Genomic DNA, 22,813 nt, shown 5'->3' with positions numbered 1-22,813 from the left:
CTCAGCGCCAAATCCGACCAGCCCACGTCATTGCTTGGTCAACTTGGCGACGCGCCCACCAAGCCGCAGCTCGACAAGCGCATCTCAAATCCAAAGAGCAACTGTAATGTTAGGCTTGGCGACGCACCAAATACGCCCGAAGCCGCGCGCATTTTGGCCCGGCGGCATGTTTCGCTTCGAACAGCCCATCGCGCGCTGTCCGATCTCTTGGCAGGCGCAAGGAGCGCCGTCCTGCTAGCTCCTTGTGTCGAAGACCGCGACCGGCTTCTGTCCGAGCTGGCTGCCGTCGGCGTCGTTGCGCGCCCCCATGAAACGCCGGAGGTCGACTCGCGCCTCGTACGAGAGCGGACCGGGCTGTCACAGGATGAGTTCGCACTCCGCTACGGACTTGACGTCTCGACCATCCGCAATTGGGAGCAAGGCCGCTCGAAGCCCGACGCCGCCGGGCGTGCCGTTTTGTGGACGATCGCGTACTACCCGGAAGCAGTTGAGCAATCGATCGAGGCGAGCGGCGGCTCACACGACTTTTGAGCATCGGCTCCCTTCACGAGTCCGGTCACACGCCGACATGACCCTCGACGACCGGCTGGTGGAGATCTGAGGAGAAATGTGGGCGGGCTCACTGGGAACCGGGTGGTAGTCCGGCGTTCGCCCTGCACGGGGTGAATGGCCGCAATGCCGGACTGAGCGGACATAGATGGGAATCACCACTTAAGGTTGTCACACGACGTCATTGGCAAAGTGACGTAACCAGACCTCCGTTCGAGCTTTGTCGCGCGCTTCATAGTCCCGGATAGCGCGCTGGAGATCGCCGAGATCCTCATTTTCTCTGTCCTCGCCGATCTCGGTCAACCGCATCGTGTACCACGCGGTTATCCCGCCCTCTGGGGCACTGGCGAACCTGGGAAAGGCCGGCTCTGGTTTCTGATCCGCTTTCCAGAGGTCGGGAAGTGACGGCTCAAGGACAAGCGCGCGGGCGAGACCGACGATATCGATCGCACCGCTGGCCACCGCGTCCTCGGCCTGCGCACGTGTCTTGAAACCGCCCGTCAGCATCAACGGCTTGGTCGTCATCGCGCGGGCGCGCTTGGCGAATTTCAAGAAGTAGGGTCCGGGTCCAGCACCGTCGGAAGCGGACTTTGCTCCTGGGAAGTAAGTCCCGCCGCTCATGTCGATCAGGTCGACCGAAGACCGGTCCAGCGCTGCCACGACTTCGAGCGCGTCGTCCTCGTCAAGGCCGCCCTCGAGCTGGTCTGAGGAATTGAGTTTCACAGCGATAGGAAAATCCGGCCCGACAGCGGCGCGGGTTGCATCAACGGCTTCCAACAGAAGCCGCATACGGTTGGCGATCGCCCCTCCGTATTCGTCGCTCCGCTTGTTGAACAATGGCGATAGAAACTGACTGAGCAGAAATCCGTGCGCCGCATGAATCTGCACTCCGCCGAAACCAGCCAGCCACGCCAAACGGGCTGTCCTCGCAAACTCAAAGGGCAGTCGATGAATCTCTTCAATTGACAATTCCCCGCAGCGCAGACCCCGCAGATCGAGGGCGCTCGGACCTTTGGGCGCACTGGTGGGCGCGTAAGCAAGCGCCCCAGCGTGACCGAGCTGCAGCCAGAGCTCAGCGCCGTTTTCGCCGCCCTCTTGAGCAAGTTCCCGGAAACGGTCGAGGTCGGACGTCTCGTTGAGCACCAAATTGCCGGGCTTCTCGGCATAAGCGGCGTTGCCTTGCACCTCGCCAATGATGGATACGGCCAGTCCACCTCCTGCCCAACGCTGATACAGCCTGATCTGTTCGGCTGTCGGATGGCCGGTCCCGTCGCCCAGGGAATCCGACATCGCCGATTTCGCAATCCGGTTCTTCAGGGTTACTCCACAGGGCAATTCGAGCGGCTCGAACAGAAATCCACGTTGTTCCATATGAACTTTCACTAACAAATTTTTCGGCTTCAATCGACAATCTACATCCGTGAAAACTCACGGCACCGCTACAGGACCTCAAGTTTGGGCTCGAAGCGGCCATTCACTGAAATATTGACGAACGGGGCTTCGAGTCTCGCTTGATTCCGAAACAAAAACTGGCAGTTTCAGGTCTACCTGACCGACGGCATGTCGACACCCACGCCACTGCCCCCTCACCGCGCCATGCCATGATACGCGGCGTTCGGCTTCATATCCGTCGCCGAAGCAACCCGGTTCGACATGGCGAAGAACGCCGCCACCGAGGCGATGTCGAAGATCGCCCGATTGGAATAGCCGGCCTCGCGCAGCGCCTGCCGATCCGCCTCGACGATACTGTCCGGCCGCTCGGTGAGCTTGACGACGAACTCCAGCATCGCCATCCGCCTGGCGTCGAGCCCCGCCGCCCGCCAGTTCTGCGCGATCGTCTCGCCGAAGTTCGCGTCACCCGAAAGCTGCCGGACGGCGGCGCCGTGCGCGGTCAGGCAATAGTGGCAGTGGTTGATCGCGGAAACGACGACCGCGATGATCTCGCGGTCGAGCTTGTCGATCTCGCTCTCCCCCAGCATCAGCTCGTTGTAGAAGGTCGAGAACGCCTCGAGCTTTTTCTCGTCGAAGGCGTAGGCGATCAGCACATTGGGAACGAGGCCGAGCTTCTCCTCGCATTTGGCGAAGTAGGTTTTCGTGCGCTCCGACAAAGGCTCGGCGACGCCGAGATCGAGCGCGGTAACCGCGCGGTCATCATGCTTGGTCATGCTTCCTCCGAAAAACGCCCAGCGGGCGGCCTGCACGGCGAAACGTCGCAGATCGCCCGCGTTCCCCTATGATAGGGTTCCGCAGACAACAGGCGACGCCGAAAGGGATGGCGATTATGGACCATCACGATACGAGCAAATCCGCGATCCTCAGCGCCGTCGAGGCGGTGATCGGCGGCGGTCGGCCGGAAGCGGTTCTTGCGCCGCTCCTGTTCGCACGCCCGCCCGCCGAGGATCTCGCCGCCTTCACGCCGGACGCCCTCGCCGGCGCCGCACGGGCCGGCATTGCCGCGCTCGACGCCCATCGCCGGGGCCGGTTCGTCGTCGCGATCGAACGACCGAAAGCATTTCTGCACGGCGAGGAGCCGCAGGACCTCGTCACCGTGGTCAGCGACGACATGGCGTTCCTGTTCGATTCCGTGACCGCCGAGATTGCCGAGACCGCGCCGGCGATCCACTACATTTCCCATCCGATTCTGGACGTCGTGCGGGGCGCTGACGGAGAGATCAACAGCTTTTCCGCGTCGCATGCGAGCGACGAAACCCAGGCGGAGCCGGACCGCACCAGCCTCATCCAGTTCGCCATCGATCCCATCGGCGACGATGCCGCGCCGGCGTTGCGCGCACGCCTGGAGGCAATCCTGACCCAGGTCGCGCAGGCCAACGCCGATTTCGGCGCCATGCGTGATCGCGTCAGCGACGCAGTCGCCGCGCTGCGCCAGCGGGCCGGCGGCCTCGCTTCGGACGGCACCCGGATCATCGTGGAGGAATCGGCCAATCTGCTTGAGTGGCTGCGCGACGACAATTTCATCTTTCTCGGCTGCCGCGAATACGACTATCTCGGCGATGCCGAGGGCGAGGCGCTGGAGCGCCGCGAAGACGCCGGGCTCGGCATTTTGGCCGATCCTCGCCTCCGCATTCTCGGGCGGGACGGCCGGTCGATGACGACCACACCGGAGATTCGCGCTTTCCTGAAAGCCCCGAACCCGCTGATCGTCACCAAGGCCAATGCCCGCTCGATCGTTCACCGTCGGACCTACATGGATTATGTCGGCGTCAAGCAATATGACGCCGCCGGCAACTTCACCGGCGAATTGCGCATCGTCGGCCTGTTCACGTCGAGCGCCTATACCCAGTCGATTCTCACCATCCCCTATCTCCGCCTGAAGGCGGAGACGGTCATCAGCCGGTCGGGGCTTCGTCCGGGATCCCATTCCGCCAAGGCCCTTCTCAACGCGCTGGAGTCCTATTCGCGCGATGAGGTCTTCCAGATGGACGTCGACCTTCTGGAGCGCTTCGCGACTACCATCGTCGAGCTCGGCGAGCGCCCGCGCGTGCGCGTTTTGTCGCGTATCGACCGGTTCCACCGTTTCGTCTCCGTGCTCGTCTTCGTTCCGCGCGACCGTTACGACACGCGGCTGCGCGAGCGCATCGGCCTCCTGCTCGCCGAGGCGTATGACGGTCATGTCTCGGCCTATTATCCGGCCTTTCCCCAAGGCCCCTTGGCCCGGGTTCACTTCATCATCGGCCGTGGGGAAGGCACCACGCCGGACGTCGACGTCACGGGTATCGAACAGCGGATCGTCGAACTGGCGAAGAATTGGGAGGACGCCTTCGTCGGCGCGCTCACCCAGGCGGGCCGCTCGCACGAACTGGGCAAACTGGTGCCAGGTCTGCCGGAAAGCTATCGGGACGTCATCGCTCCGGAGGAAGCCGTTACAGACGCGCAGGCCATCGACGGCCTGACGCCGGAGAGGGGGCTCGAGGTCGACTTTTACCGTCGCCGCGGCGACCGCGGCGATCTGCTGCGTCTGAAAATCTATCACCTTGGCGCCGCCGTCACCCTGTCGACCCGAGTACCCATCCTCGAGAACATGGGATTTTCCGTCGTTTCCGAACGCACGTTTCCCGTCACCCGGCCCGATGGCGAGCGCGTGCATCTCCACGATATGGATCTTACCCGCAGAAATGGCGGCGACATCGTGTTCGACGATGACGGTGCCGCCCTGCAGGCAACCTTCGCCGCTGTCACGGCGGGCGGAATCGAGGATGACGGCTTCAACGCGCTCGTTCTCGAAGCCGGGTTCGATTTCCGCAAGGCCAACGTGCTGCGCGCCTATTCGCGCTACTTGCGGCAAGCCGGACTGTCCTATTCGCCGGACTTTCTGGCGACCGCGTTGCTGCGCCATCCCGCCATCGCGGCACGGCTCTGGGAGCTGTTCGAAACCGCTTTCGGCCCGCGGCAATCCGCACTGCGCGGCGGCGGCGCCGCCACCGGCCGCGACGCGATCGAGGAGCCCGATGCCCGTCAGGTCCGCCTGGCCGCCGAGCGGGGGGCGGAGGCGGTTCACGCCGCCATCATCGAGGCGCTGGACGCGGTCGATTCCATCGACGACGACCGCATCATCCGGCGCTTCATGGGCGCCATCCTCGCCACCTTGCGGACCAATTTCTTCGCCATCGACGGCACGTCGACCGAGCCCGATTCCGAGCCCGGGCGGGTGGCTCCGGCACTCGCCTTCAAGCTCGAATCCGCCGCGGTCGAGGGGCTGCCCGCCCCGGTTCCGTTCCGCGAGATCTTCGTCTTCGACGCACGCGTCGAAGGCGTGCATCTGCGCTTCGGGCGCGTCGCCCGCGGCGGTCTGAGATGGTCGGACCGAGCCCAGGACTATCGCACTGAAGTGCTCGGTCTGGTCAAGGCGCAGCAGGTCAAGAACGCCGTCATCGTCCCGGTTGGCGCGAAGGGCGGTTTCTATCCCAAGCGCCTCCCGGACGCCTCTAACCGCGATGCCTGGTTCGCCGCCGGCCGGTCGGCCTATGTCGTCTTCATCGCCTCGCTTTTGTCGGTCACCGACAACATCGTCGGGGACGCGGTCGTGCCGCCATCCGACGTTACGCGCTATGACGGCGACGATCCCTATTTCGTCGTCGCCGCCGACAAGGGCACCGCGACCTTCTCCGACACCGCCAACGCCATCGCCCAGTCGAACGATTTCTGGCTGGACGACGCCTTCGCCTCCGGCGGCTCGGCCGGATACGATCACAAGGCGATGGGGATCACCGCGCGCGGCGCGTGGGAGGCCGTGAAGCGTCATTTCCGCGAAATGGATCGTGATATCCAGGTCGAGTCGTTCACCGTCGTCGGTTGCGGCGACATGTCCGGCGACGTGTTCGGCAACGGAATGCTGCTGTCGCGTCAGACCCGGTTGATCGCCGCCTTCGACCATCGCGACATCTTCATCGATCCCGATCCCGACCCATCGGTCTCCTTCGCCGAGCGCCAGCGCCTGTTCGAAAAACCGCGCTCATCCTGGGCCGACTACGACACGGACAAGCTGTCTGCAGGCGGCGGCGTCTTTTCCAGGCGCGAGAAGCGGATCACGATTTCGGAGCAGGCTGCGGGCGCGATCGGTTGGGACAAACTCTCTGGAACACCCGCCGAAGTGATCACAGCCATCCTCAAGGCGCCCGCCGATCTGTTGTGGTTCGGCGGCATCGGCACCTATGTGCGCGCCACGGCGGAATCCAACGCCGATGTCGGCGACCGCGCCAATGACGCCGTCCGCGTCACCGGCCTGGAGGTTCGGGCCAAGGTAGTGGGCGAAGGCGCCAATCTCGGCGTCACCCAGAAGGGCCGGATCGAATTCGCGCGCGGCGGCGGCCGGATCAACTCCGACGCGATCGACAACTCGGCCGGCGTCAACACCTCCGACGTCGAGGTCAATATCAAGATCGCCTTGAAGAACGCGATGGAGGCCGGCCGCCTGACGCGAAGCGACCGTGATGCGCTATTGGCCGGCATGACCGACGAGGTCGCCGAACTGGTGCTCGCCAACAATTACGAGCAGACCCTGGCGCTGTCGTTGGAAGAGCGGGAGGGAGCCGGCGCGTTGGCGCTCCAGGCCCGGTTCATGACGGTTCTCGAAGCGGAAGGGGCCCTCGATCGCTCCGTCGAGACCCTGCCGGGAGAAACGGCGATCGGCGATCTCAGGGGCAGCGGTCGCGGCCTCACGCGACCGGAAATCGGCGTCCTCATCGCCTATGCCAAGATCACCCTGTTCGACCAGCTGGTGGCCGGCACGCTGACCGACGATCCTTATTTCGAGGATCGGCTGCTGGACTATTTTCCTGTCCCGATGCGCCACGACTTCGCCCGGGATATTCGCGGCCACCGGCTGTCCCGCGAGATCGTGGCGACCGTTCTGGCCAACGAGATTGTCAATCGCACCGGCCCGACCTTCGTCACCGTCATGCGCGAGGCGCGCGGTGCGTCTCCCTCGCAGATCGTGCGCGCTTTCGTGGCGGCGAAGGACGGCCTCGACATCAATGCGACCTATGAGCGGGTGGACGCACTGGACGGTCAGCTGTCCGGCGAAACCCAGAATGCGCTTTACGCCGAGATCGGGCGGTTTCTCCACCGCACGACCCGCTGGTACGCCCAGAACGAGCTCTTCGAGGCCGGCCTCACCGGCGCGGTGGTGAGCAGCCGGGACGCGCTTGATCAGCTGAAGCCGAAATTGCTGCATCTGGCGACGGACGCCGCGCGCGCCGAGGCCACAGCCCGCGCCGATAGCTGGATCGAAAAGGGAGTGCCCACCGATCTCGCCAGCGAGATCGCGCTTCTGCCCCTGCTGTCGCTGGTACCGGACATCGCCTCTGTCTCACGTGAAACATCCGCGTCACTGGAGGCGACGATCGAAACCTATTTCGGCATCACCCGCCTGTTCGGAATCGGCCGGCTCGAGGCGGCCTTGCTGACCCTGCAGACCCCCGACTACTACGAGACCCTGGCTCTGGATCGCGCCGCCAGCGAAATCACCGGAGCCCGGCGATCGCTGACTGCGGCGGCCCTGCGGCAGCAGGGCGGCGCTGGCGGGGACGCCGCCGGTGTCTGGGCCGAAAGTCGGCGCGGCGCCGTCGATCGCATCGCCGGCCAGATCGCTGCGCTGGCGGGGACCGGCGAGACCTCCGTCGCGCGGCTCACCGTCGCGGCGGGGCTGTTGTCGGATCTTGCCGGATAGCGGGCGGCCGCCTGGCAGAGGCGGCGCCCGGACCCAGGCTCCATCCCCGCCTATTTTTTCTTGCCGTCGCTCTTTTCCTGCGGCGCGAACTTGCCCGGCACGGTGGCCGGGGCCACGGCCTTCGCCTTGTCCGCCTTCGGCTTGCGGGTTTCCTTGTTGCTGCGCATTTGACCCTTGGCCATGTTCGATTCCCTCAAGGCATCCTGATTGATGCGAACCGCAGACTAGCACGCACCTACCGACCATGGGCAGCAATCGCGCCGATCAAGATGGATTGCGCTGGCGCCATGGCTCGGTGCATGGCTGTTTGGAACGCCGACCGACGAGGCCCCGGATGATTCCAGCAAGCGACTCCCCACCCTATCGCATGCCCCTTCGCCACCGGCCCGTCTGGGGCTGGATGGCCTTCGATTTCGCCGCCCAGCCCTTCTTCACCGTCATCATCACCTTCGTCTTCGGCCCCTATTTCGTCTCGCAACTCGCCCCGGACCCCGCTACCGGTCAAGCCTGGTGGAGCGGCGCCGTGGCACTCACCGGCATCGTCGTCGCGCTGCTGTCGCCGTTTCTCGGGTCGATCGCCGACCGCGCCGGTCCGCGCAAACCATGGATCGCAAGCTTCGCCGTCGTGCAGATCGGCGCCCTCACCCTCTTGTGGTTCGCCGCCCCCGGCTCGCCGCTCGTCCTCGTCGCCCTCCTGATCGTTCTGGCGCAAATCGCCGCCGAGTTCTCGATCGTCTTCAACGACGCGATGATTCCCCGGCTGGTTCACCGCGATTCGATCGGTCGCGTCTCCAACATCGCCTGGGGCCTCGGCTATGCCGGCGGCATCACCTTCCTGTTCTTCACCCTTGCCTTCCTCGCCGGCTCGCCCGCGACCGGCCGCACGATTCTCGGTCTCCAGCCGCTGTTCGGCCTTGACCCGGCCGCCGGGGAAGGCGCCCGCGCGACGGGACCCCTGGCGGCGCTGTGGTATCTCGTCTTCGTCCTGCCGATGTTTCTTTTCACCCCCGACCGCCCGAAGGCCGAGCCGATCACCGTCGCCGCGCGGGACGGTCTCAAGGACCTTCTGGCGACCTGGCGCGAAATACGCACGCGGCCGGCGCTGTTCCGCTTCCTGATCGCCCGGATGATCTATCAGGACGGCGTCAGCGCCCTGCTCGTCCTCGGCGGGGCCTTCGCGGCCGGCATGTTCGGCTGGTCGATCACCGAAAGCGGCCTGTTCGGCATCATCCTCAACGTCACCGCGATCCTCGGCTGCCTCGGCGCCAGCGTTCTCGACGCCAGGCTCGGCTCGAAGGCGGTGATCACCGCCTCGATCCTCTGCCTGATCGTGGCGACCATCGGAATTGTCTCGACCGCCCCCGCTTTCACCGCCTTCGGGCTGGTCGTCTTCGCGCCGTCCGAGGCGACCGGCCTGTTCGCGACCGCGGCAGAGAAGAGCTACATCGGCTGGGGGCTGCTGATCGGCCTCGCCTTCGGACCGGTGCAGGCCTCGTCCCGCTCCTGGCTCGCTCAGGCGGTGACGCCGGACGAGGCGGGGCGCTATTTCGGCTTCTACGCATTCACCGGGCGGGCGACGTCGTTCCTGGCGACTGGCGCGGTGGCGACCTTAACCGCCATCGCGGCGGCGCTGACCGATCCGGTGACCGCCTCGCGCATCGGCATGTCGGCGATCATCCTCTTTCTGATCGTCGGCCTGGCGCTGCTGGGACGGACACAGGGGCCGAGACGCAACGAGACAAGTCGGTTGCCATTAGCCTGATTTAGATCTATTTTTGGGACTATATTTCATATTAATTCCACGATGGGTTGATCCAGCCATGCAGAAGCTCTCCGCTGACTTGGCCGTTAGTGTGTCCGACCTGAAGCGCAGTCCCAGTGCGGTCCTTAATCAGGCCGGGGGAATTCCGGTCGCCATCCTCAACCATAACAAGGTCATGGCCTACATGGTGCCGGCCGCGTTCTACGAGCGTCTTGTCGAGCAGCTGGACGACATGGCGCTCGCCGAAATCGCGCGGACTCGGGCTGACGAAGTGCCGGTGTCTGTCGATCTGAATGACCTATAGGCTGGAGTTTCTCCCTTCGGCCCTGAAGGAATGGAGGAAGCTCGGCTCCACTGTAAAAGAGCAATTCAAGGCCAAGCTGGCCGAACGACTGGAAGCGCCGAAGTTGGCGGCATCGGCTTTGGCCGGGATGCCTGCTCACTTCAAGATCAAGCTCCGCTCTTCCGGCTATCGAATGGTCTATCGGGTCGACGACGGTCGCATCGTGGTCATTGTGGTGGCAGTGGGCAAACGCGACAAGGCCGGCGTCTATCGCAAGGCGAAGGTGCGGTAAGTCAAACCCGCGCCATCAATGGCGGAAATGGCGCATCCCGGTCAGCACCATGGCGATGTCGTTGTCGTCGGCGGCGCGGATCACGTCGTCGTCGCGCATCGAACCGCCCGGCTGGATAACCGCCGTCGCCCCCGCCGCGACGGCCGACAGCAGCCCGTCCGCGAAGGGGAAGAACGCGTCCGACGCGACCGCCGAACCGCGCGTCAATGGCTCGGCGAGACCCAGCGCCTGGGCGGCGTCCTCGGCCTTGCGCGCGGCGATCCGGGCCGAATCCACCCGGCTCATCTGCCCCGCCCCGATGCCGACGGTGGCGCCGTCCCTAGCATAGACGATGGCGTTGGACTTGACGTGCTTGGCGACCCGGAAAGCGAATTTCAGGTCGGCAAGCTCGGCGGCGCTCGGGGCCCGCTTCGTCACCACCTTGAGGTCGAGATCGTCGACCACGCCGGCATCGCGCGATTGCACCAAGAGCCCGCCCGCGACCGACTTCACGAAGCGCCCGGCGGCGCGCGGGTCGGGCAGGCCGCCAGTCAGCAGCAGGCGAAGATTCTTCTTGGCCGCGATGATCGCCATGGCGTCGGGGTCCGCGTCGGGGGCGATGATCACCTCGGTGAAGACCTGGACGATCGCTTCCGCCGCGGCCCGGTCGAGGCGGCGGTTGAGCGCGACGATGCCACCGAAGGCGGAGACGGGATCGCAGGCCAATGCCTGCCGATAGGCCGCCAGGAGATCCGGCCCTTCCGCGACGCCGCACGGGTTGGCGTGCTTGATGATGGCGACGGCGGCGATGCGATCCGGATCGAATTCACCGACCAGCTCGAAGGCGGCGTCGGTGTCGTTGATGTTGTTGTAGGACAGCGCCTTGCCCTGCACCTGCCGGGCCGTGGCGACGCCGGGCCGCGCCTCGCCGGTCTTGTAGAAGCCCGCCGACTGATGCGGGTTCTCGCCATAGCGCAATTCCTCGGCAAGCGTGCCGGCAAAGCTCGCGCGGCGCGGCATCGCGTCCTCCACTTCGCCGGCGAACCATTGCGAGACCGCCGCGTCGTAGGCGGCCGTGCGGCCGAAAGCGCGGGCCGCGAGCCGCCGCCTGAGGGCGAGATCGGTCTCGCCCTCGTTCGCCTGCAGCACCGCAAGCAGCTCGCCATAATCGGCCGGATCGACGACGACGGTGACATAGCCGTGGTTCTTGGCGCCGGCCCGGATCATCGCCGGGCCGCCGATGTCGACATTCTCGACGATGGTCGCGGCGTCGGCGCCACCGGCCAGCGTCGCCTCGAAGGGGTAGAGATTGACGACCAGAAGATCGATCCCGGCAATATCGTGAGTCCGCATCGCTTCGGCATGGGCGGGGTCGGCGCGAATCCCCAGAAGCCCGCCATGCACGCCCGGATGCAGCGTCTTCACCCGCCCGTCCATGATCTCCGGAAAGCCGGTGAGATCGGACACGTCGCGGACGGCGAGGCCGGTGGCTTCCAGCGCCTTGTGGGTGCCGCCGGTGGAGACGAGCTCGACGCCGAGCGCCGCGAGTCCCTTGGCCAGATCGTCCAGGCCGCTCTTGTCGGATACCGAGATGAGCGCCCGGCGGACGCGGACGCGGTCGGGAACGGGTGTGACATTGGCCTTGACGGACATCGGCATTTCCTGCGCGGATCGGAAGAGGGATTTGGTCCCTGATACCGGGGCGAGGCCGCTGCGACAATGCCTCGGCGCGGACGTGTCTTCCTATTGCGTCAGCCGCGGCTCCTCGCCGTCCGCGCCTGGCGACGCCTTCGACAGCTCGGCGAGATCGTCGAGCGTGTTCGGCAAAACGCCGACAGCCCGATTCATGCCGCAGGACGCAAGCGCCAGGCCGATAATGGCAAGGAGGACGAGATGCTTCATCGGCATGAAGATGCGCCATCGCGGCATTTCGTCGAGTCGTGTTTTTCGCTTTTCGTGTCTGTCCACGCCGCTCGCTTCTGACGCCCCGACGCCCCGCCGATCAGCGCTCGCGCAGGAAGCGCCAGGCGATACCGTCGGAGTCCCGCGTGTCGAACGACACGACGAGCTGGAGCGTGCGGCGAGCCCCGCCGGCATCGGCGAAAAAGATCGAATCCTCGATCGCCAGCTCACCATCGGTCTCGAACAGCCAGCGCTGATCGCGAACGCTGAGCCGGACCCCGTCGCCCGCCGTTTCGACATTGACCCCCGGGTGAAGATGGAAGCGCGCTGTGGCGCTCAGTGCCGTCCCGGCGCTCCCATGCCCGCCCGCGGCCTCGAAACGGTCGGTGCCCTCCACCTGGTTTCCGTCGGCTGACACGACGAGCCTGCGCCGATGCAGGAGACCGAAGCCGCGCTCATAGCCGTTATGGGTGGCGTCGAAACCGAGACCGGCGTCGCCCGTTTCGGCCAGTGTCACGGCGGTGGGGCCAGGCACAAGCGGGGTTCCGAGAAACCGGTCGAGGCTGGCGGAGCGAGCGAAATGCGAGGAGGATCTGTCCGCCACCGTCACTGTCGAATGGGCGGCGGTGGAGCGCGAAAGCCGCCGCCAGTCGGAGTCCTCGGTGGTCGGGCGACCGCAATTGACGACGATGCGGCTGGCCTCGCTCGACAGTTCGAAGGCGAGCGTCCCGGCATGGGCGTTGCTCGACACCGAGGTGTGCGCCGGGCAGCCGGTGTCGGCGATGACGGTGGTCCTGTCGGCCGTGATCCGGTGATAGCCCGACTGGCGCGCGTGGCTGATCGGCTCGCCCAGCGTCTCGTCGTAGCGCAGCAGCACGGTCATCAAATGGAGGTCGGAGACGCCGGCGCCGTTGAACAGCGCCAGCGTCCCGTCGCCATGGCGAAAGAAGCGGATCGCCGGCAGCATCCGGTCGATCGCCGAATAGAGGCCCTTCGGCAGCGCTTGACCCTGCCCAAGATAGGTCAGCCGCAGCGGAATCAGATCCGCCAGGATGCGGATGATCGTCGAGGGGTCGCGGGAAATATGTCCGCCATCGGGAAAGATCTGCCGGTCGAGTTCGTCGGACAGGGACTGCGCGGCGATCTTGACCCGCCCGCTGGCCGTCGGGAGACACAGCGAGGCAAAGGCGAGCGCCGTGCGCACGACGAGGCGCGGCATTCCCTCGGGCGCTTCCTGGGCGATCGCGCGCAGATAACGCGCCTGCGCCGACAGGCTTTTCATGAAACGGCGGTAAAAGCCCGGTTCGGCCCCGGTAAGCAGCAGATCGGCATGGGTGATCCAGGCGATGAGACGCCGCGCCGCGACCGCCGGCTCGAAGGCCGGGCCGCCGATCGACTTGCCCTTGAGGCGGATCCAGTCGTCGACGAGCGCGCGGGCGTTCTGGGCCGCCAGCGCGTCACTGGCCGCCGCATGATGGCTCAGCCAGTCGAACCCATGCAGTTCGACCGAATAGGCGGCCGATGGCGGCGTCGACTGGAAAATCGAGGTGCGGCCGGGCTCGAGCAATTGTCCGGCGAAATGAAACCGCCCGGCATAGATCGCTTCGGCGATCATCGGGTCGCCGTGGCGCAGATTGGGCGGAAGCGCGATGAGTTTGCCGGATGTCCCTCCGGCGAAGCGCCAGCGGTGGATCGGGCCGGTGTGGAGTCGCCGCCGGACCCGGCGCCAAGCCTCCCGAAGCGTCAAAACCGCAAGCAGCGGATGATCCACCAAACCCGTCGACACTCCCGTACTCCAGCGCTATCGGATCGTTTCAGATGCGCTCACCGGTTTTCGGATCACGCGATGCGGCATTGCAGAGATTCACGGCGTTCCGCGCGTGTTCAACCAGGCGCGCACCGTTGTCACCATGGTCTCGCAGGCCAGCCGACGCCGGTCCGATGCCGGCAAGCGCGTAGCGACTGCTCGATACAACCGAGTTTCGCGCGATATGGTAAAGGCTTTGCTAAGGCGCGGAGGCAGGCGCGAGCGCCTGGATCACAGCCGCTTGAGCCGGGCCGCGTAAAACCCGTCGAGGCCGCCCTCGGCACCCTCGCCGGCCCCCAGCATCTCCGGCGTTGTCCGCAGATCGCCCTCAGGCGTCAGGGCGAATTCGAAGCCCGGCAGCTCCGCCGCCGTGACCGGATCGCGGGCGAAGTCCGGCCGCGCCGCGAGAAATGCCGCGACCACATCCTCGCCTTCCGCTCGGTCGAGCGAACAATTGGAAAACACCAGCCGGCCGCCCGGCGCCAGGAGCCGCGCCGCCTCGCCGAGCAGGCGCGCCTGGACGGCCGCGAGCTTGTCGACCTCGGCGGCGTCCTTGGTGTAGCCGACATCGGGATGGCGGCGGATCGTTCCGGTCGAGGAACAGGGCGCGTCGAGCAGGATCGCATCGAACGGCGCGTCGGGTTCGTAGGCCGATAGATCGGCGACGACCGTCTCGGCTTCGAGCGACAGGCGCGCCAGATTTTCCTTCAGCCGCTTCATCCGATTGGCGTTGATGTCGAGCGCAGTGACCCGGCCACCGGCAAGGATCAATTGGGCGGTCTTGCCACCCGGCGCCGCGCAGACATCGGCAACGCGCTTGCCGGAGAGATCGCCGAACAACTTCGCCGGCAGCGCGGCGGCGGCGTCCTGCACCCACCATTCGCCGGTGGCGAAGCCGGGAAGGTCGGTCACTGGGCCGTCGAAGCTGCCGAGCCGGACCGTGCCGGAGGTCAGCGCGACACCGCCGAGACGCTCCGCCCAGGAAGCGGGATCGCCCTTCACCGAAAGATCCAGCGACGCCGGCGACAGATGGGCCAGCGCGATCGCGTCGGCGCGGGCCGCCCCATAGGTCGCGACGAGCCGGCGCATCAGCCATTCCGGCATGTTCTCGCCAGGCTTGGCGACCACGCGCAGCGTCTCCTTTTCCCGCGACAGGCGGCGCAGCACGGCATTGATCATGCCGGAAAAGCGCTGGCTGCGGGAATCGACGCCGGAGGACGCAACGGCGAGATCGACAGCCGCGGAATCCGGCACGTCGAGAAACAGGATCTGCGCCGCCCCGACATGCAGGATGTGCTTCAGCGCCGCCGCGTTCGGCGGCAACGGCCGGTCGAGGCAGGCGTCGAGCGCCCGGTCGATCGTGCCGCGAAAGCGCAGGGCCGTCAGGATGATCGCCTTGACCAGACCCTGGTCGCGCCGTTCCAGCGCGCGAAAGCCCGAATGACCGCCCTTGGCGTCGAGAAGGCCGTCGGCGGAGGTCTTGGCGTCGACGATGGCCGACAACAGCTTGGCCGCCACCAAGCGCGCGCCGAGGCCCGGCCTGTCGCCGGCCGAATAGCCATCCGGCACGAAGGCATCGGGTCCGGCGGCGATCCGGGGCTGACCCGCCCTGTCGGCCGCGACCGGCGCCTTGCCCGGCAGGGGGCGCTTGCGCGGCGCCGAGCGGGAAGCGTCGAAATTGCCGCCGCGGCGGGGCTTGCGGCCGTCCGACCCGGTGCTCAACCCCAGGGACCCTTGCGCGGGCCGCCGGGCGGCGTCTTGCGCGCACGGTTCCACGGCCCCGACGCCTGATCGTCATGCGCGACCGGCTTGGCCGACGTGCCGGCGACGAAGCCCACACCGCCGCCGCCGCCCATTTCGACCGCCATCTGCCGCAGGGCGGCTATACGGTTGCCGGTATCCGGGTGGGTCGAGAACAGATTGTCCATGCGCTGGCCTGACAAGGGGTTGATGATGAACATGTGCGCCGTCGCAGGGTTGCGCTCGGCGTCCTCATTGACGATGCGACCGGCGGAACTGGCGATCTTGCCGAGCGCCGAGGCCAGCCAGTCGGGATTGCCGCAGATCTCGGCGCCGCGGCGGTCGGCGGAATATTCGCGGGTGCGGCTGATCGCCATCTGCACCAGCATCGCGGCGAGCGGCGCGACGATGATCGCGGCAATCACGCCCACGAAGCCGAGCGGATTGTTGTTGTTGCGGTTGCCGCCGAAGAAAAAGGCGAAATTGCCGAGCATCGAGATCGCGCCGGCGAGCGTCGCGGTGATCGTCATGATCAGCGTATCGCGGTTCTGCACATGGGCGAGCTCGTGCGCCATCACGGCCGCGACCTCTTCCGACGTCAGTTGCTCGAGCAGGCCGGTGGTCGCCGCGACGGCGGCGTTATCGGGGTTGCGGCCGGTGGCAAAGGCGTTCGGCTGCGGGTTCTGGATGACGTAGACCTTCGGCATTGGCAGGCCGGCATTGCCGGCGAGGCCCTGGACGATGCGATAGAATTCCGGCGCCGTGCGCGCGTCGACTTCCTTCGCACGGTGCATCTTCAGCACCATCTTGTCGGCGTTCCAATAGGCGAAGAGATTCATCCCCGCCGCGATGACGAAGGCGATCATCATGCCGGCGCGGCCGCCGACCAGAAGCCCCAGCCCCATGAAAAGGGCGGTCATGAAGGCGATCAGCATCGCCGTCTTGATCATGTTCATGGGACGGTCCCACCCCGCTGCTCACGACGCGGTCGATCCGCGTCCTACCGCCAGCAAATCTGGTGATTGCAGGTCGCCGCCGCAATGTCGATCACAGCGGGGGCGTTTCAGCCGCTCCGGGCGATGACCATCGTGGTCACTCGCCGGCCGCAGTGGGCAATTGCCGAGCGGCTCCCTATCTTGCCGGCAGCGACCGCCACCAGGACCATCCCGCCAATGACCGATTCCGAAACCTCAGACTCCCCGCAAGCCGCCGCGCCCGACGGCCTGGCCGATCCGGACCGCAACGACGCGCCGACCGNATCCCGCCAATGACCGATTCCGAAACCTCAGACTCCCCGCAAGCCGCCGCGCCCGACGGCCTGGCCGATCCGGACCGCAACGACGCGCCGACCGACAATCGCCCGCTCTCGCCCGCCGCCCGGCGCGCGCTCGCCGAGGCCGAGGCGCGGCGCCGCGATCGCAATGCAGAGACGATCGATCCGGCCGGCCGGCCGACGGAGCTGAATGGCCGCGACGGACCGGAACCGGTCCGCTACGGCGATTGGGAGAAAAACGGGCTGATCTCCGATTTTTGATTCGCGCGCTCCAAGCCCGGAAAAGCGGACCGCGCCCGGCATCCAAGGGCACTGGCGAAGGATACGTTTCAGCTTATGATTGTGGGCACCATGTCCTAAGGGAAACTCGTGCCATCCACGAGGCAACTCAGCGCGGAAGACACGACGCCGGGGGCGAACCGTAATGCGCCGATAGGCGGATTGACATCGTCCGAATCCGATATAGGAATAATGTCCCAATTATATACTTGACAAAAGTAGCCCTTGAGCCGATATTGGTATCAAGGAGATACACCAATGGCCAACCTGCAAAACCCGATCTTCAACGACGACACCGCAGCCCGCGAAGAGCTGGAGCGCGTGCGTTGGCCGAACGGCCCGATCTGCCCCCATTGCGGCAACTGCGATACGACGAAGATCGCCCTCGTCGCTGGCAAGAAGCACTCGCATCGCCCCGGCCTGCGCTACTGCAACGAATGCAAGGGCCAGTTCACCGTTACGGTCGGCACTGTCTTTGAGCGCTCCAAGGTTCCCCTGTCCAAGTGGTGGCTGGCGGTTCACCTTCTGGCATCATCCAAGAAGGGCATGTCCGCGCACCAGATCCACCGCATGTTGGGCGTGACCTACAAAACCGCGTGGTTCATGTGCCACCGCATTCGCGAGGCCATGAAAGAAGGCTCCTTCGAAACGCCGATGGGCGGCAACGGTAAGACCGTTGAGGCTGACGAGACCTATATCGGCAAGCGCGAGACCCCTCGTGTCTCAGCACAGCGCAAAGGCCGCCCCTTCATCAAACGAGGCAAGACAGGTGGAGCGCAAAAGCGCATCGTCGTCGGGTTGGTCGAACGCGAGGGCCGCGCCCGTATGTTCCACCTGAACGATGCGACTGCCGCCACCGTCCGCGACGTTCTGGTCCGCAACGTGTCTCGCGATACCATCCTCTACACCGACGAGTCGCGCCTCTACACCGCTACCGGAAGCGAATATGCCACCCACCGCACCGTGAAGCACACCGCCAAGGAATACGCCCGCAAGGAAGGTGATATCGTCGTCCACACCAACACGATCGAAGGCGTCTTCTCTGTCTTCAAGCGCGGCATGATCGGTGTCTATCAGCATTGCGGCGAGGCTCACCTTCACCGCTATCTGGCCGAATTCGACTTCCGCTATAACCGCCGCACGAAACTTGGCTTCAACGATGCCGAGCGCGCCGACGACATCATGCGTGGAATTGAAGGCAAGCGCCTCACCTATCGGCGGATTGACGAAGCCGCGAACGCTTAAGCAGAAATCAGTTGCTTTTCAGCGGTTGCGGAAACGTCAGGGCTAATTTCTCCTTCAAAAGTTGCAGAGGCTAGGGAGATCACTCTAGCCTCCGCTTCTTGCCGAGATCGCGCGAGCACTTCATGGGAGTAGCGCGAGCCATCGCAGGAATATTTAAAGGACCACAATTTCAACTCGGAGGAATCCATGGCAACCAGACCTTTCCCGTCTTTCTTGATCTACAAAGACAACGCAGGAGAATACCGGTGGCGCTATCAGGCATCGAATAGCCTGGTCATCGCCGATAGCGGAGAGGGATACGTCAATAAGGCCGACTGCCAGCACGGCATTGATCTAGTCAAGGCCAGCTACGACTCAAACGTTTGGGTTACGACCGACGCAAAATCCTAGCGCGGCGAGAGCCTCCCCTCCTTGGGCGGCTTCTTCTCGCCTTCCTTCTCCGCCTTCCCGCCCTTAGGCTGGGGCGGCGTATTCACCAGGCGCTCCATGATGCGCTTGGTCTCTTCAATATCCCGCCCTTCGGAGTCGTCCGACATGCCCTTATCGCCTCCCGATTTGGATTACGATCCACGGAACATCCCGCCCGAATACCTCCAGGCCATTGGACTCGTTGCGGCCTGTGCGGCACAGACAGAAAGCTCTATCGAAATGGCAATCATGGGGTGCCTCGGCGTTGAAAGCCAATACGGGATGGCCCTTACCACACACATGTCCGCACCACTTCGCGATGACGCCCTTAGGGCCGTCGCGGAAATCCGGATTGACGACCTTGATGCGCTGGATGAATTGGACCGTATCCTCGACCATATCAAGACTGCAATGCAAAAGCGGCACTCAACGGTACATAACCAATGGGGCTACAGCGCGGAGAAAGGGACAGTTTACACCACTCACATCACCGCTCGCGGGACCGTGAAGGGCGACCTTATTCCGATGAAGCTAGAGGATATCCATGACGACGCTCTTGCGATCTATAGCGCCGGAATTGAGCTAGTCCGTTTTCTTCTCGCGTTCGATCTGATGCCCCACATCGGCCCGAACGCGTCGCGCTTCCACAAAACAAAAGTGGCGCGAAAGAAACGCCGCGCGGCTCGCGAAAAAGCGGTTTAGAGCCAGACGCGCCTCCGCCTCACTCACATCAACCTCAATCTCTGCCGGCCTGTCGCCGTTCTGAATATCCAAATCGGTCACTTTTGTCAAGTATATAATTGGGAATAATGTCCTAATTATATACTTGACATAGCTAACCCGATTCCCTAGTTTGGAAATCAAGGAGTTAGCCTGATGACGAATTTGACCGACCCGATTTTCAACAACGAGGACAAGGCCCGCGAACACCTTGAGTCGATCCGGTGGGCCGATGGCGTCTATTGCCCGCACTGCGGCAACACCGACGAAACCTCGATCCGTCGCCTAGAGGGCAAGTCCACTCGCCCCGGTCTCTTCCAGTGCAACGAATGCCGCCAGCACTTCACCGTCACGGTTGGGACCGTTATGGAGCGTTCGAAGATTCCGCTGGCTAAGTGGGTTCTCGGCTTTCACCTGTATGCCGCCAGCAAGAAGGGCATGAGCGCCAATCAGCTGGGCCGCATGTTGGGCGTCACCTACAAAACCGCTTGGTTCATGGCGCACCGCATTCGCGAGGCTATGAAGGGCGACACCGCGTCTGGCCCGCTTGGTGGCGAAGGCAAGACCATCGAAGCTGATGAAACCTACATCGGTAAGCGCGAGACGCCCCGCAAACTCGCTCGCGGTCGCATCCCGACCTACACCAAGTCGGGCAAGTCAGGCGGCGCACAGAAGCGCATTGTCGTCGGTCTGGTCGAGCGTGGCGGCAAGGCCCGCATGTTCCATCTGAACGATGCCACCAAGGACACCGTGCGTGAGGTTCTGGTGCGCAACGCTGATCGCCAGTCGACCCTCTACACCGATGAAAGCCGCCTCTACACCGTGACCGGCGCCGAATACGATGCACACCGCACCGTCAAGCACACGGCCAAGGAATACGCCCGTCGCGAGGATGGTGTCGTGGTGCATACCAACACGATCGAGGGCGTGTTTTCGATCTTCAAGCGCGGCATGGTCGGCGTTTACCAGCACTGCGGCGAAGCCCACTTGCACCGCTATCTTGCCGAGTTTGATTTCCGCTACAATCGCCGCACGGCTTTGAAGTGGACCGATGCCGAGCGCGCCACCGACCTCATTCGCGCCACGTCAGGCAAGCGCCTCACCTATAATCAAACTGACGAAGCCGCTTACGCCTAAGCAGAAGGCGCGAGCGTTTATGCACTATCGCAAGCGGCTGAGATTCGACTCAAAATAGTTTGCAAGCCATACTCGTCTCCTTGAGCAAGGGAGGACGAGATGGGATCTGTTGTGATCAAATGTCCGAAAACTGGCAGGACAGTGCCGACTGGCATCAGCATGGATAAAGAGTCCTTCGAGTCGTCGAAGCTAATTGCGAACAAAATGGGCCCTTGCCCAGCATGCCAACGCACCCACGCTTGGGACAAGAAAGACGCATGGGTTCAGGACTGACTGACCGTGATGTGGGCGTTGATCACGACGGTTGAACGCCCCGCGAGAAGGCGGATTAGATAAGTCCGGAATCTGTGCAGCATCACATAATCTCCTTTCCTGAATCAAAAAGCCGGCCTCACTTGGCAGGCTTCTCCTTTTTCGGTTTGGGTTTCCCCTTCCCCGATTCCTGTTTAGGTTTCGGAGGGGTTGAGAGCGCGCGGCGCAAGGCGTCATCGCGGCGCTTCACAATTTCTTTTTGTTGGGGGTCAACGTTCGCCATGCCTGACTCCAAATCGAGAGCGCGCGTTAATCGTCTACTAGGCGGCGATTTCCGCCCCGACGACCTGACGGGTCTATTCCTCTATGCTCGCGACCATTGCGACGGCAGAGAGGCCGTAGCGGATATAGGGCATTTTGTTGCCCACCACCATGAACGAGATCGCGGGATCACCACCCGATCCACTCGTGAATGGTTTGCAGTTGCCCGCTACCATTTATCGCGATTTGGTTCTGGCGGGCCTCATAAGCTTGACGGGAACCGCCTGCCGAGCGCCGCTCGCGACTACTTCGAGATCGCCATCAATCGGGTCGAAGCTAAGTTCATACAGCGTGAAACCGGATTAAAGCGCGCTAAAGCCTACGATGTTATGCGGGGCATCATCCCTCGCATGGTGCAAAATCATGACATGACCTGGCAGCTCCCAATCACCCTGACCGGGGATGAGCTAAAACTAGTCAATTGCGTCTCATCCCTAATGGTTGTGAAGCCCGCATTTGAAGAGGGCCGACTGGTTGACGATTTTGTAGCCACCTTAAAAAGCAACGGCCTTATATCTAAAGAGGAAATTCGGAACCATAAAACAGCTCTTGCCGCCCTTATTCCTCTCTACGCGATCTCAGCGATGCACAACTGCGTCGTTCAGTTGGGAGACGGGACAACCACGCAACTAAAGGGCGCTGCCACCGGAGGTGAAATTTCCGTCAGCGCTTCGATTCCCGTGAAATTGGCTGATGGTAGAGCCATAAATGCCGCATGCGCGATATTCAGCAGTTCCCTTGACCCCACTCTGCATTGCGCCCCTGAACTTCTATCAGGGAAATGGGACTTTGAGATCGAGTTAAGGCCAGATAGACGGCTGGCGCGGCTAGTCTAGCCTAGTCTTCTAGAGACAACTCCAGCCGATTCAGCCGCTCGCGCGCGCGGTTCGCCGCGGAATAGGCTTCTTCCGAAACCCGCTCCAGATCGACCACGGAAGCACGCGCCAACTCCAGCGCCTCATTCAATTTCTCTAGTACCGGCCTGTCGGCTTTAGCCTCTACCATCTGATTCCTGCTATGTCACGTATATAATTAGGAATAATGTCCGTGACACATCTGATTCGGATCGTCCGCTGACGTGAGATACTTCACATATACCCTTTCCGGTTGCATTGTCGTCCTGCTTGCGTTCGGGGGAGCGACCGGCGCCGCCGAGACCCGCGATGCGTATCTGCGCGAAATCGCCGGGCCGGTGGAGGCGCGTGTGATCAAGGTACGCGACGGCGATACGATTATGGTCGAGGCGTTCATCTGGCCGATGCAGTCCGTCCATGTCGCGGTTCGCCTGCGCGGCATCGACGCCCCGGAACATCGCGGCGGTTGCGCGGCAGAGAAGGCCGCAGCGCAAGTGGCGACCGATCGGCTCAAGCAGTTGGTCGGCGGCGGAAACGTCACTTTGACCGGCATTTCCGGCGACAAATATTTCGGCCGCGTGCTGGCCAGCCTGGCAGCAGCAGACGGGGGCGACGTCGCCGACCGGTTGCTGCGCGAGGGCCTTGTTGCCCGCTACGAGGGCGGCAAGCGACGCGACTGGTGCAACGGCGCTGTGCTGGGCGGCCTCGCGCCAGCGGCCTCGCGCCAGCGGCAGCCGGGATATCGAGTACCGGATAGGCGGGTTTGCGCTGCAGGCCGTTAAAGCGTCGGGATGTCCGCAACGCGAGTTGCCGCCCGCCCATAC

Annotated in this window: 23 protein-coding genes; 12 read left to right on the top strand and 11 right to left on the bottom strand. The window is 64.0% G+C overall.

From position 1 onward, the window contains the following. The coding region (locus tag VSX60_RS17265; RefSeq protein ID WP_327625506.1) for a helix-turn-helix domain-containing protein at positions 1-531 on the top strand (531 nt) is incomplete at its 5' end. A 189-nt stretch (positions 532-720) separates the two neighbouring features. Here the strand turns inward: VSX60_RS17265 and VSX60_RS17260 are convergent. Both VSX60_RS17260 and VSX60_RS17255 read right to left on the bottom strand, forming a co-directional pair. After that, positions 721-1,953: an NADH:flavin oxidoreductase/NADH oxidase family protein gene (locus VSX60_RS17260; protein ID WP_327625505.1), complete on the bottom strand. Its 1,233-nt coding sequence runs from the start codon at positions 1,951-1,953 to the stop codon at positions 721-723. A gap of 182 nt (positions 1,954-2,135) precedes the next feature. Then, complete coding sequence (locus tag VSX60_RS17255) at positions 2,136-2,714, bottom strand: peroxidase-related enzyme (RefSeq protein WP_327625504.1); 579 nt, start codon at positions 2,712-2,714, stop codon at positions 2,136-2,138. 116 nt (positions 2,715-2,830) lie between these two features. Between VSX60_RS17255 and VSX60_RS17250 the strand changes: the two genes are divergently transcribed. Beyond that, a complete protein-coding gene (locus VSX60_RS17250; protein ID WP_327625503.1) occupies positions 2,831-7,735 on the top strand; it encodes an NAD-glutamate dehydrogenase in 4,905 nt (1,634 codons plus the stop codon). A gap of 50 nt (positions 7,736-7,785) precedes the next feature. Here the strand turns inward: VSX60_RS17250 and VSX60_RS17245 are convergent, their stop codons facing one another. Continuing rightward, on the bottom strand, positions 7,786-7,917 hold the full coding sequence (locus VSX60_RS17245; protein WP_327625502.1) for a hypothetical protein: 132 nt from the start codon (positions 7,915-7,917) through the stop codon (positions 7,786-7,788). 152 nt (positions 7,918-8,069) lie between these two features. Between VSX60_RS17245 and VSX60_RS17240 the strand changes: the two genes are divergently transcribed. Genes VSX60_RS17240 through VSX60_RS17230 form a run of 3 tightly spaced genes read left to right on the top strand, consistent with a single transcriptional unit; the run spans position 8,070 to position 10,072 of the window. Then, entirely contained in the window at positions 8,070-9,497 is a 1,428-nt protein-coding gene (locus VSX60_RS17240; RefSeq protein WP_327625500.1) for an MFS transporter, read from the top strand. A gap of 58 nt (positions 9,498-9,555) precedes the next feature. Then, the gene (locus tag VSX60_RS17235; protein WP_327625499.1) at positions 9,556-9,801 is read left to right on the top strand and encodes a type II toxin-antitoxin system Phd/YefM family antitoxin; all 246 of its coding nucleotides are present in this window, start codon (positions 9,556-9,558) and stop codon (positions 9,799-9,801) included. Beyond that, a complete protein-coding gene (locus tag VSX60_RS17230) occupies positions 9,791-10,072 on the top strand; it encodes a type II toxin-antitoxin system RelE family toxin (protein WP_327625498.1) in 282 nt (93 codons plus the stop codon). The genes VSX60_RS17235 and VSX60_RS17230 overlap by 11 nt, the downstream gene beginning before the upstream one ends. 15 nt (positions 10,073-10,087) lie before the next feature. Here VSX60_RS17230 and purH read toward each other — a convergent pair whose 3' ends face one another. The 5 genes from purH to htpX form a co-directional block, all read right to left on the bottom strand. Further along, entirely contained in the window at positions 10,088-11,704 is a 1,617-nt protein-coding gene (gene purH / locus VSX60_RS17225) for a bifunctional phosphoribosylaminoimidazolecarboxamide formyltransferase/IMP cyclohydrolase (RefSeq protein ID WP_327625497.1), read from the bottom strand. 90 nt (positions 11,705-11,794) lie between these two features. Next, positions 11,795-12,019, bottom strand: a complete 225-nt coding sequence (locus VSX60_RS17220) for a hypothetical protein (RefSeq protein ID WP_327625496.1) — start codon at positions 12,017-12,019, stop codon at positions 11,795-11,797. 34 nt (positions 12,020-12,053) lie between these two features. Then, positions 12,054-13,739 carry a heparinase II/III family protein gene (locus VSX60_RS17215; RefSeq protein ID WP_327625495.1) on the bottom strand — a complete coding sequence of 562 codons (1,686 nt, stop codon included), beginning with the start codon at positions 13,737-13,739 and terminating at the stop codon, positions 12,054-12,056. Between the two features lie 252 nt (positions 13,740-13,991). Beyond that, positions 13,992-15,482 (bottom strand): RsmB/NOP family class I SAM-dependent RNA methyltransferase, encoded by a 1,491-nt coding sequence (locus tag VSX60_RS17210; protein WP_327625494.1) that lies wholly within the window; start codon positions 15,480-15,482, stop codon positions 13,992-13,994. Continuing rightward, on the bottom strand, positions 15,479-16,456 hold the full coding sequence (gene htpX, locus VSX60_RS17205) for a zinc metalloprotease HtpX (RefSeq protein WP_327625493.1): 978 nt from the start codon (positions 16,454-16,456) through the stop codon (positions 15,479-15,481). Before htpX ends, VSX60_RS17210 begins: the two co-directional genes overlap by 4 nt. 311 nt (positions 16,457-16,767) lie before the next feature. Between htpX and VSX60_RS17200 the strand changes: the two genes are divergently transcribed. The 3 genes from VSX60_RS17200 (at position 16,768) to VSX60_RS17190 (ending at position 18,687) form a co-directional block, all read left to right on the top strand. Beyond that, positions 16,768-17,034: a DUF1674 domain-containing protein gene (locus VSX60_RS17200; RefSeq protein WP_327625492.1), complete on the top strand. Its 267-nt coding sequence runs from the start codon at positions 16,768-16,770 to the stop codon at positions 17,032-17,034. 276 nt (positions 17,035-17,310) lie between these two features. Continuing rightward, positions 17,311-18,297 (top strand): IS1595 family transposase, encoded by a 987-nt coding sequence (locus VSX60_RS17195; protein ID WP_327625491.1) that lies wholly within the window; start codon positions 17,311-17,313, stop codon positions 18,295-18,297. A 186-nt stretch (positions 18,298-18,483) separates the two neighbouring features. Continuing rightward, positions 18,484-18,687: a YegP family protein gene (locus VSX60_RS17190; RefSeq protein WP_327625490.1), complete on the top strand. Its 204-nt coding sequence runs from the start codon at positions 18,484-18,486 to the stop codon at positions 18,685-18,687. On the opposite strand, the gene VSX60_RS17185 is transcribed toward VSX60_RS17190, so the two are convergent. After that, positions 18,684-18,833 carry a hypothetical protein gene (locus VSX60_RS17185; protein WP_327625489.1) on the bottom strand — a complete coding sequence of 50 codons (150 nt, stop codon included), beginning with the start codon at positions 18,831-18,833 and terminating at the stop codon, positions 18,684-18,686. The genes VSX60_RS17190 and VSX60_RS17185 overlap by 4 nt on opposite strands. On the opposite strand from VSX60_RS17185, the gene VSX60_RS17180 reads away from it, so the two are divergent. Both VSX60_RS17180 and VSX60_RS17175 read left to right on the top strand, forming a co-directional pair. Next, on the top strand, positions 18,832-19,407 hold the full coding sequence (locus VSX60_RS17180) for a hypothetical protein (protein WP_327625488.1): 576 nt from the start codon (positions 18,832-18,834) through the stop codon (positions 19,405-19,407). The genes VSX60_RS17185 and VSX60_RS17180 overlap by 2 nt on opposite strands. Positions 19,408-19,581: 174 nt before the next feature. Beyond that, positions 19,582-20,562, top strand: a complete 981-nt coding sequence (locus VSX60_RS17175) for an IS1595 family transposase (RefSeq protein WP_327625487.1) — start codon at positions 19,582-19,584, stop codon at positions 20,560-20,562. Positions 20,563-20,953: 391 nt separating this feature from the next. Here the strand turns inward: VSX60_RS17175 and VSX60_RS17170 are convergent, their stop codons facing one another. Further along, complete coding sequence (locus VSX60_RS17170; protein WP_327625486.1) at positions 20,954-21,097, bottom strand: hypothetical protein; 144 nt, start codon at positions 21,095-21,097, stop codon at positions 20,954-20,956. Between VSX60_RS17170 and VSX60_RS17165 the strand changes: the two genes are divergently transcribed. Continuing rightward, positions 21,096-21,971 carry a hypothetical protein gene (locus VSX60_RS17165; protein WP_327625484.1) on the top strand — a complete coding sequence of 292 codons (876 nt, stop codon included), beginning with the start codon at positions 21,096-21,098 and terminating at the stop codon, positions 21,969-21,971. The genes VSX60_RS17170 and VSX60_RS17165 overlap by 2 nt on opposite strands. A 1-nt stretch (position 21,972) precedes the next feature. Here VSX60_RS17165 and VSX60_RS17160 read toward each other — a convergent pair whose 3' ends face one another. Further along, positions 21,973-22,140: a hypothetical protein gene (locus tag VSX60_RS17160; RefSeq protein WP_327625483.1), complete on the bottom strand. Its 168-nt coding sequence runs from the start codon at positions 22,138-22,140 to the stop codon at positions 21,973-21,975. Between the two features lie 73 nt (positions 22,141-22,213). Between VSX60_RS17160 and VSX60_RS17155 the strand changes: the two genes are divergently transcribed. Further along, positions 22,214-22,771, top strand: a complete 558-nt coding sequence (locus VSX60_RS17155; RefSeq protein ID WP_327625482.1) for a thermonuclease family protein — start codon at positions 22,214-22,216, stop codon at positions 22,769-22,771. Positions 22,772-22,813: the final 42 nt, after the last annotated feature.

Source organism: Aurantimonas sp. A3-2-R12 (genome assembly GCF_036016755.1).
Classification (GTDB): Bacteria; Pseudomonadota; Alphaproteobacteria; order Rhizobiales; family Rhizobiaceae; genus Aurantimonas; species Aurantimonas coralicida_A.
Note: the sequence above shows the minus strand (reverse complement) of the source record. Positions and strands in the feature narration are given on the sequence as shown.

Bases quoted from the DNA above. Each gene is read 5' to 3' on its own strand.
- VSX60_RS17230 (WP_327625498.1), top strand. From the start codon at position 9,791: ATGACCTATAGGCTGGAGTTTCTCCCTTCGGCCCTGAAGGAATGGAGG.
- purH (WP_327625497.1), bottom strand. From the start codon at position 11,704: ATGTCCGTCAAGGCCAATGTCACACCCGTTCCCGACCGCGTCCGCGTC.
- VSX60_RS17170 (WP_327625486.1), bottom strand. From the start codon at position 21,097: ATGGCGAACGTTGACCCCCAACAAAAAGAAATTGTGAAGCGCCGCGAT.
- VSX60_RS17250 (WP_327625503.1), top strand. From the start codon at position 2,831: ATGGACCATCACGATACGAGCAAATCCGCGATCCTCAGCGCCGTCGAG.
- htpX (WP_327625493.1), bottom strand. From the start codon at position 16,456: ATGAACATGATCAAGACGGCGATGCTGATCGCCTTCATGACCGCCCTT.
- VSX60_RS17235 (WP_327625499.1), top strand. From the start codon at position 9,556: ATGCAGAAGCTCTCCGCTGACTTGGCCGTTAGTGTGTCCGACCTGAAG.
- VSX60_RS17200 (WP_327625492.1), top strand. From the start codon at position 16,768: ATGACCGATTCCGAAACCTCAGACTCCCCGCAAGCCGCCGCGCCCGAC.
- VSX60_RS17185 (WP_327625489.1), bottom strand. From the start codon at position 18,833: ATGTCGGACGACTCCGAAGGGCGGGATATTGAAGAGACCAAGCGCATC.
- VSX60_RS17240 (WP_327625500.1), top strand. From the start codon at position 8,070: ATGATTCCAGCAAGCGACTCCCCACCCTATCGCATGCCCCTTCGCCAC.
- VSX60_RS17165 (WP_327625484.1), top strand. From the start codon at position 21,096: ATGCCTGACTCCAAATCGAGAGCGCGCGTTAATCGTCTACTAGGCGGC.
- VSX60_RS17195 (WP_327625491.1), top strand. From the start codon at position 17,311: ATGGCCAACCTGCAAAACCCGATCTTCAACGACGACACCGCAGCCCGC.
- VSX60_RS17160 (WP_327625483.1), bottom strand. From the start codon at position 22,140: ATGGTAGAGGCTAAAGCCGACAGGCCGGTACTAGAGAAATTGAATGAG.
- VSX60_RS17245 (WP_327625502.1), bottom strand. From the start codon at position 7,917: ATGGCCAAGGGTCAAATGCGCAGCAACAAGGAAACCCGCAAGCCGAAG.
- VSX60_RS17175 (WP_327625487.1), top strand. From the start codon at position 19,582: ATGACGAATTTGACCGACCCGATTTTCAACAACGAGGACAAGGCCCGC.
- VSX60_RS17180 (WP_327625488.1), top strand. From the start codon at position 18,832: ATGCCCTTATCGCCTCCCGATTTGGATTACGATCCACGGAACATCCCG.
- VSX60_RS17255 (WP_327625504.1), bottom strand. From the start codon at position 2,714: ATGACCAAGCATGATGACCGCGCGGTTACCGCGCTCGATCTCGGCGTC.
- VSX60_RS17190 (WP_327625490.1), top strand. From the start codon at position 18,484: ATGGCAACCAGACCTTTCCCGTCTTTCTTGATCTACAAAGACAACGCA.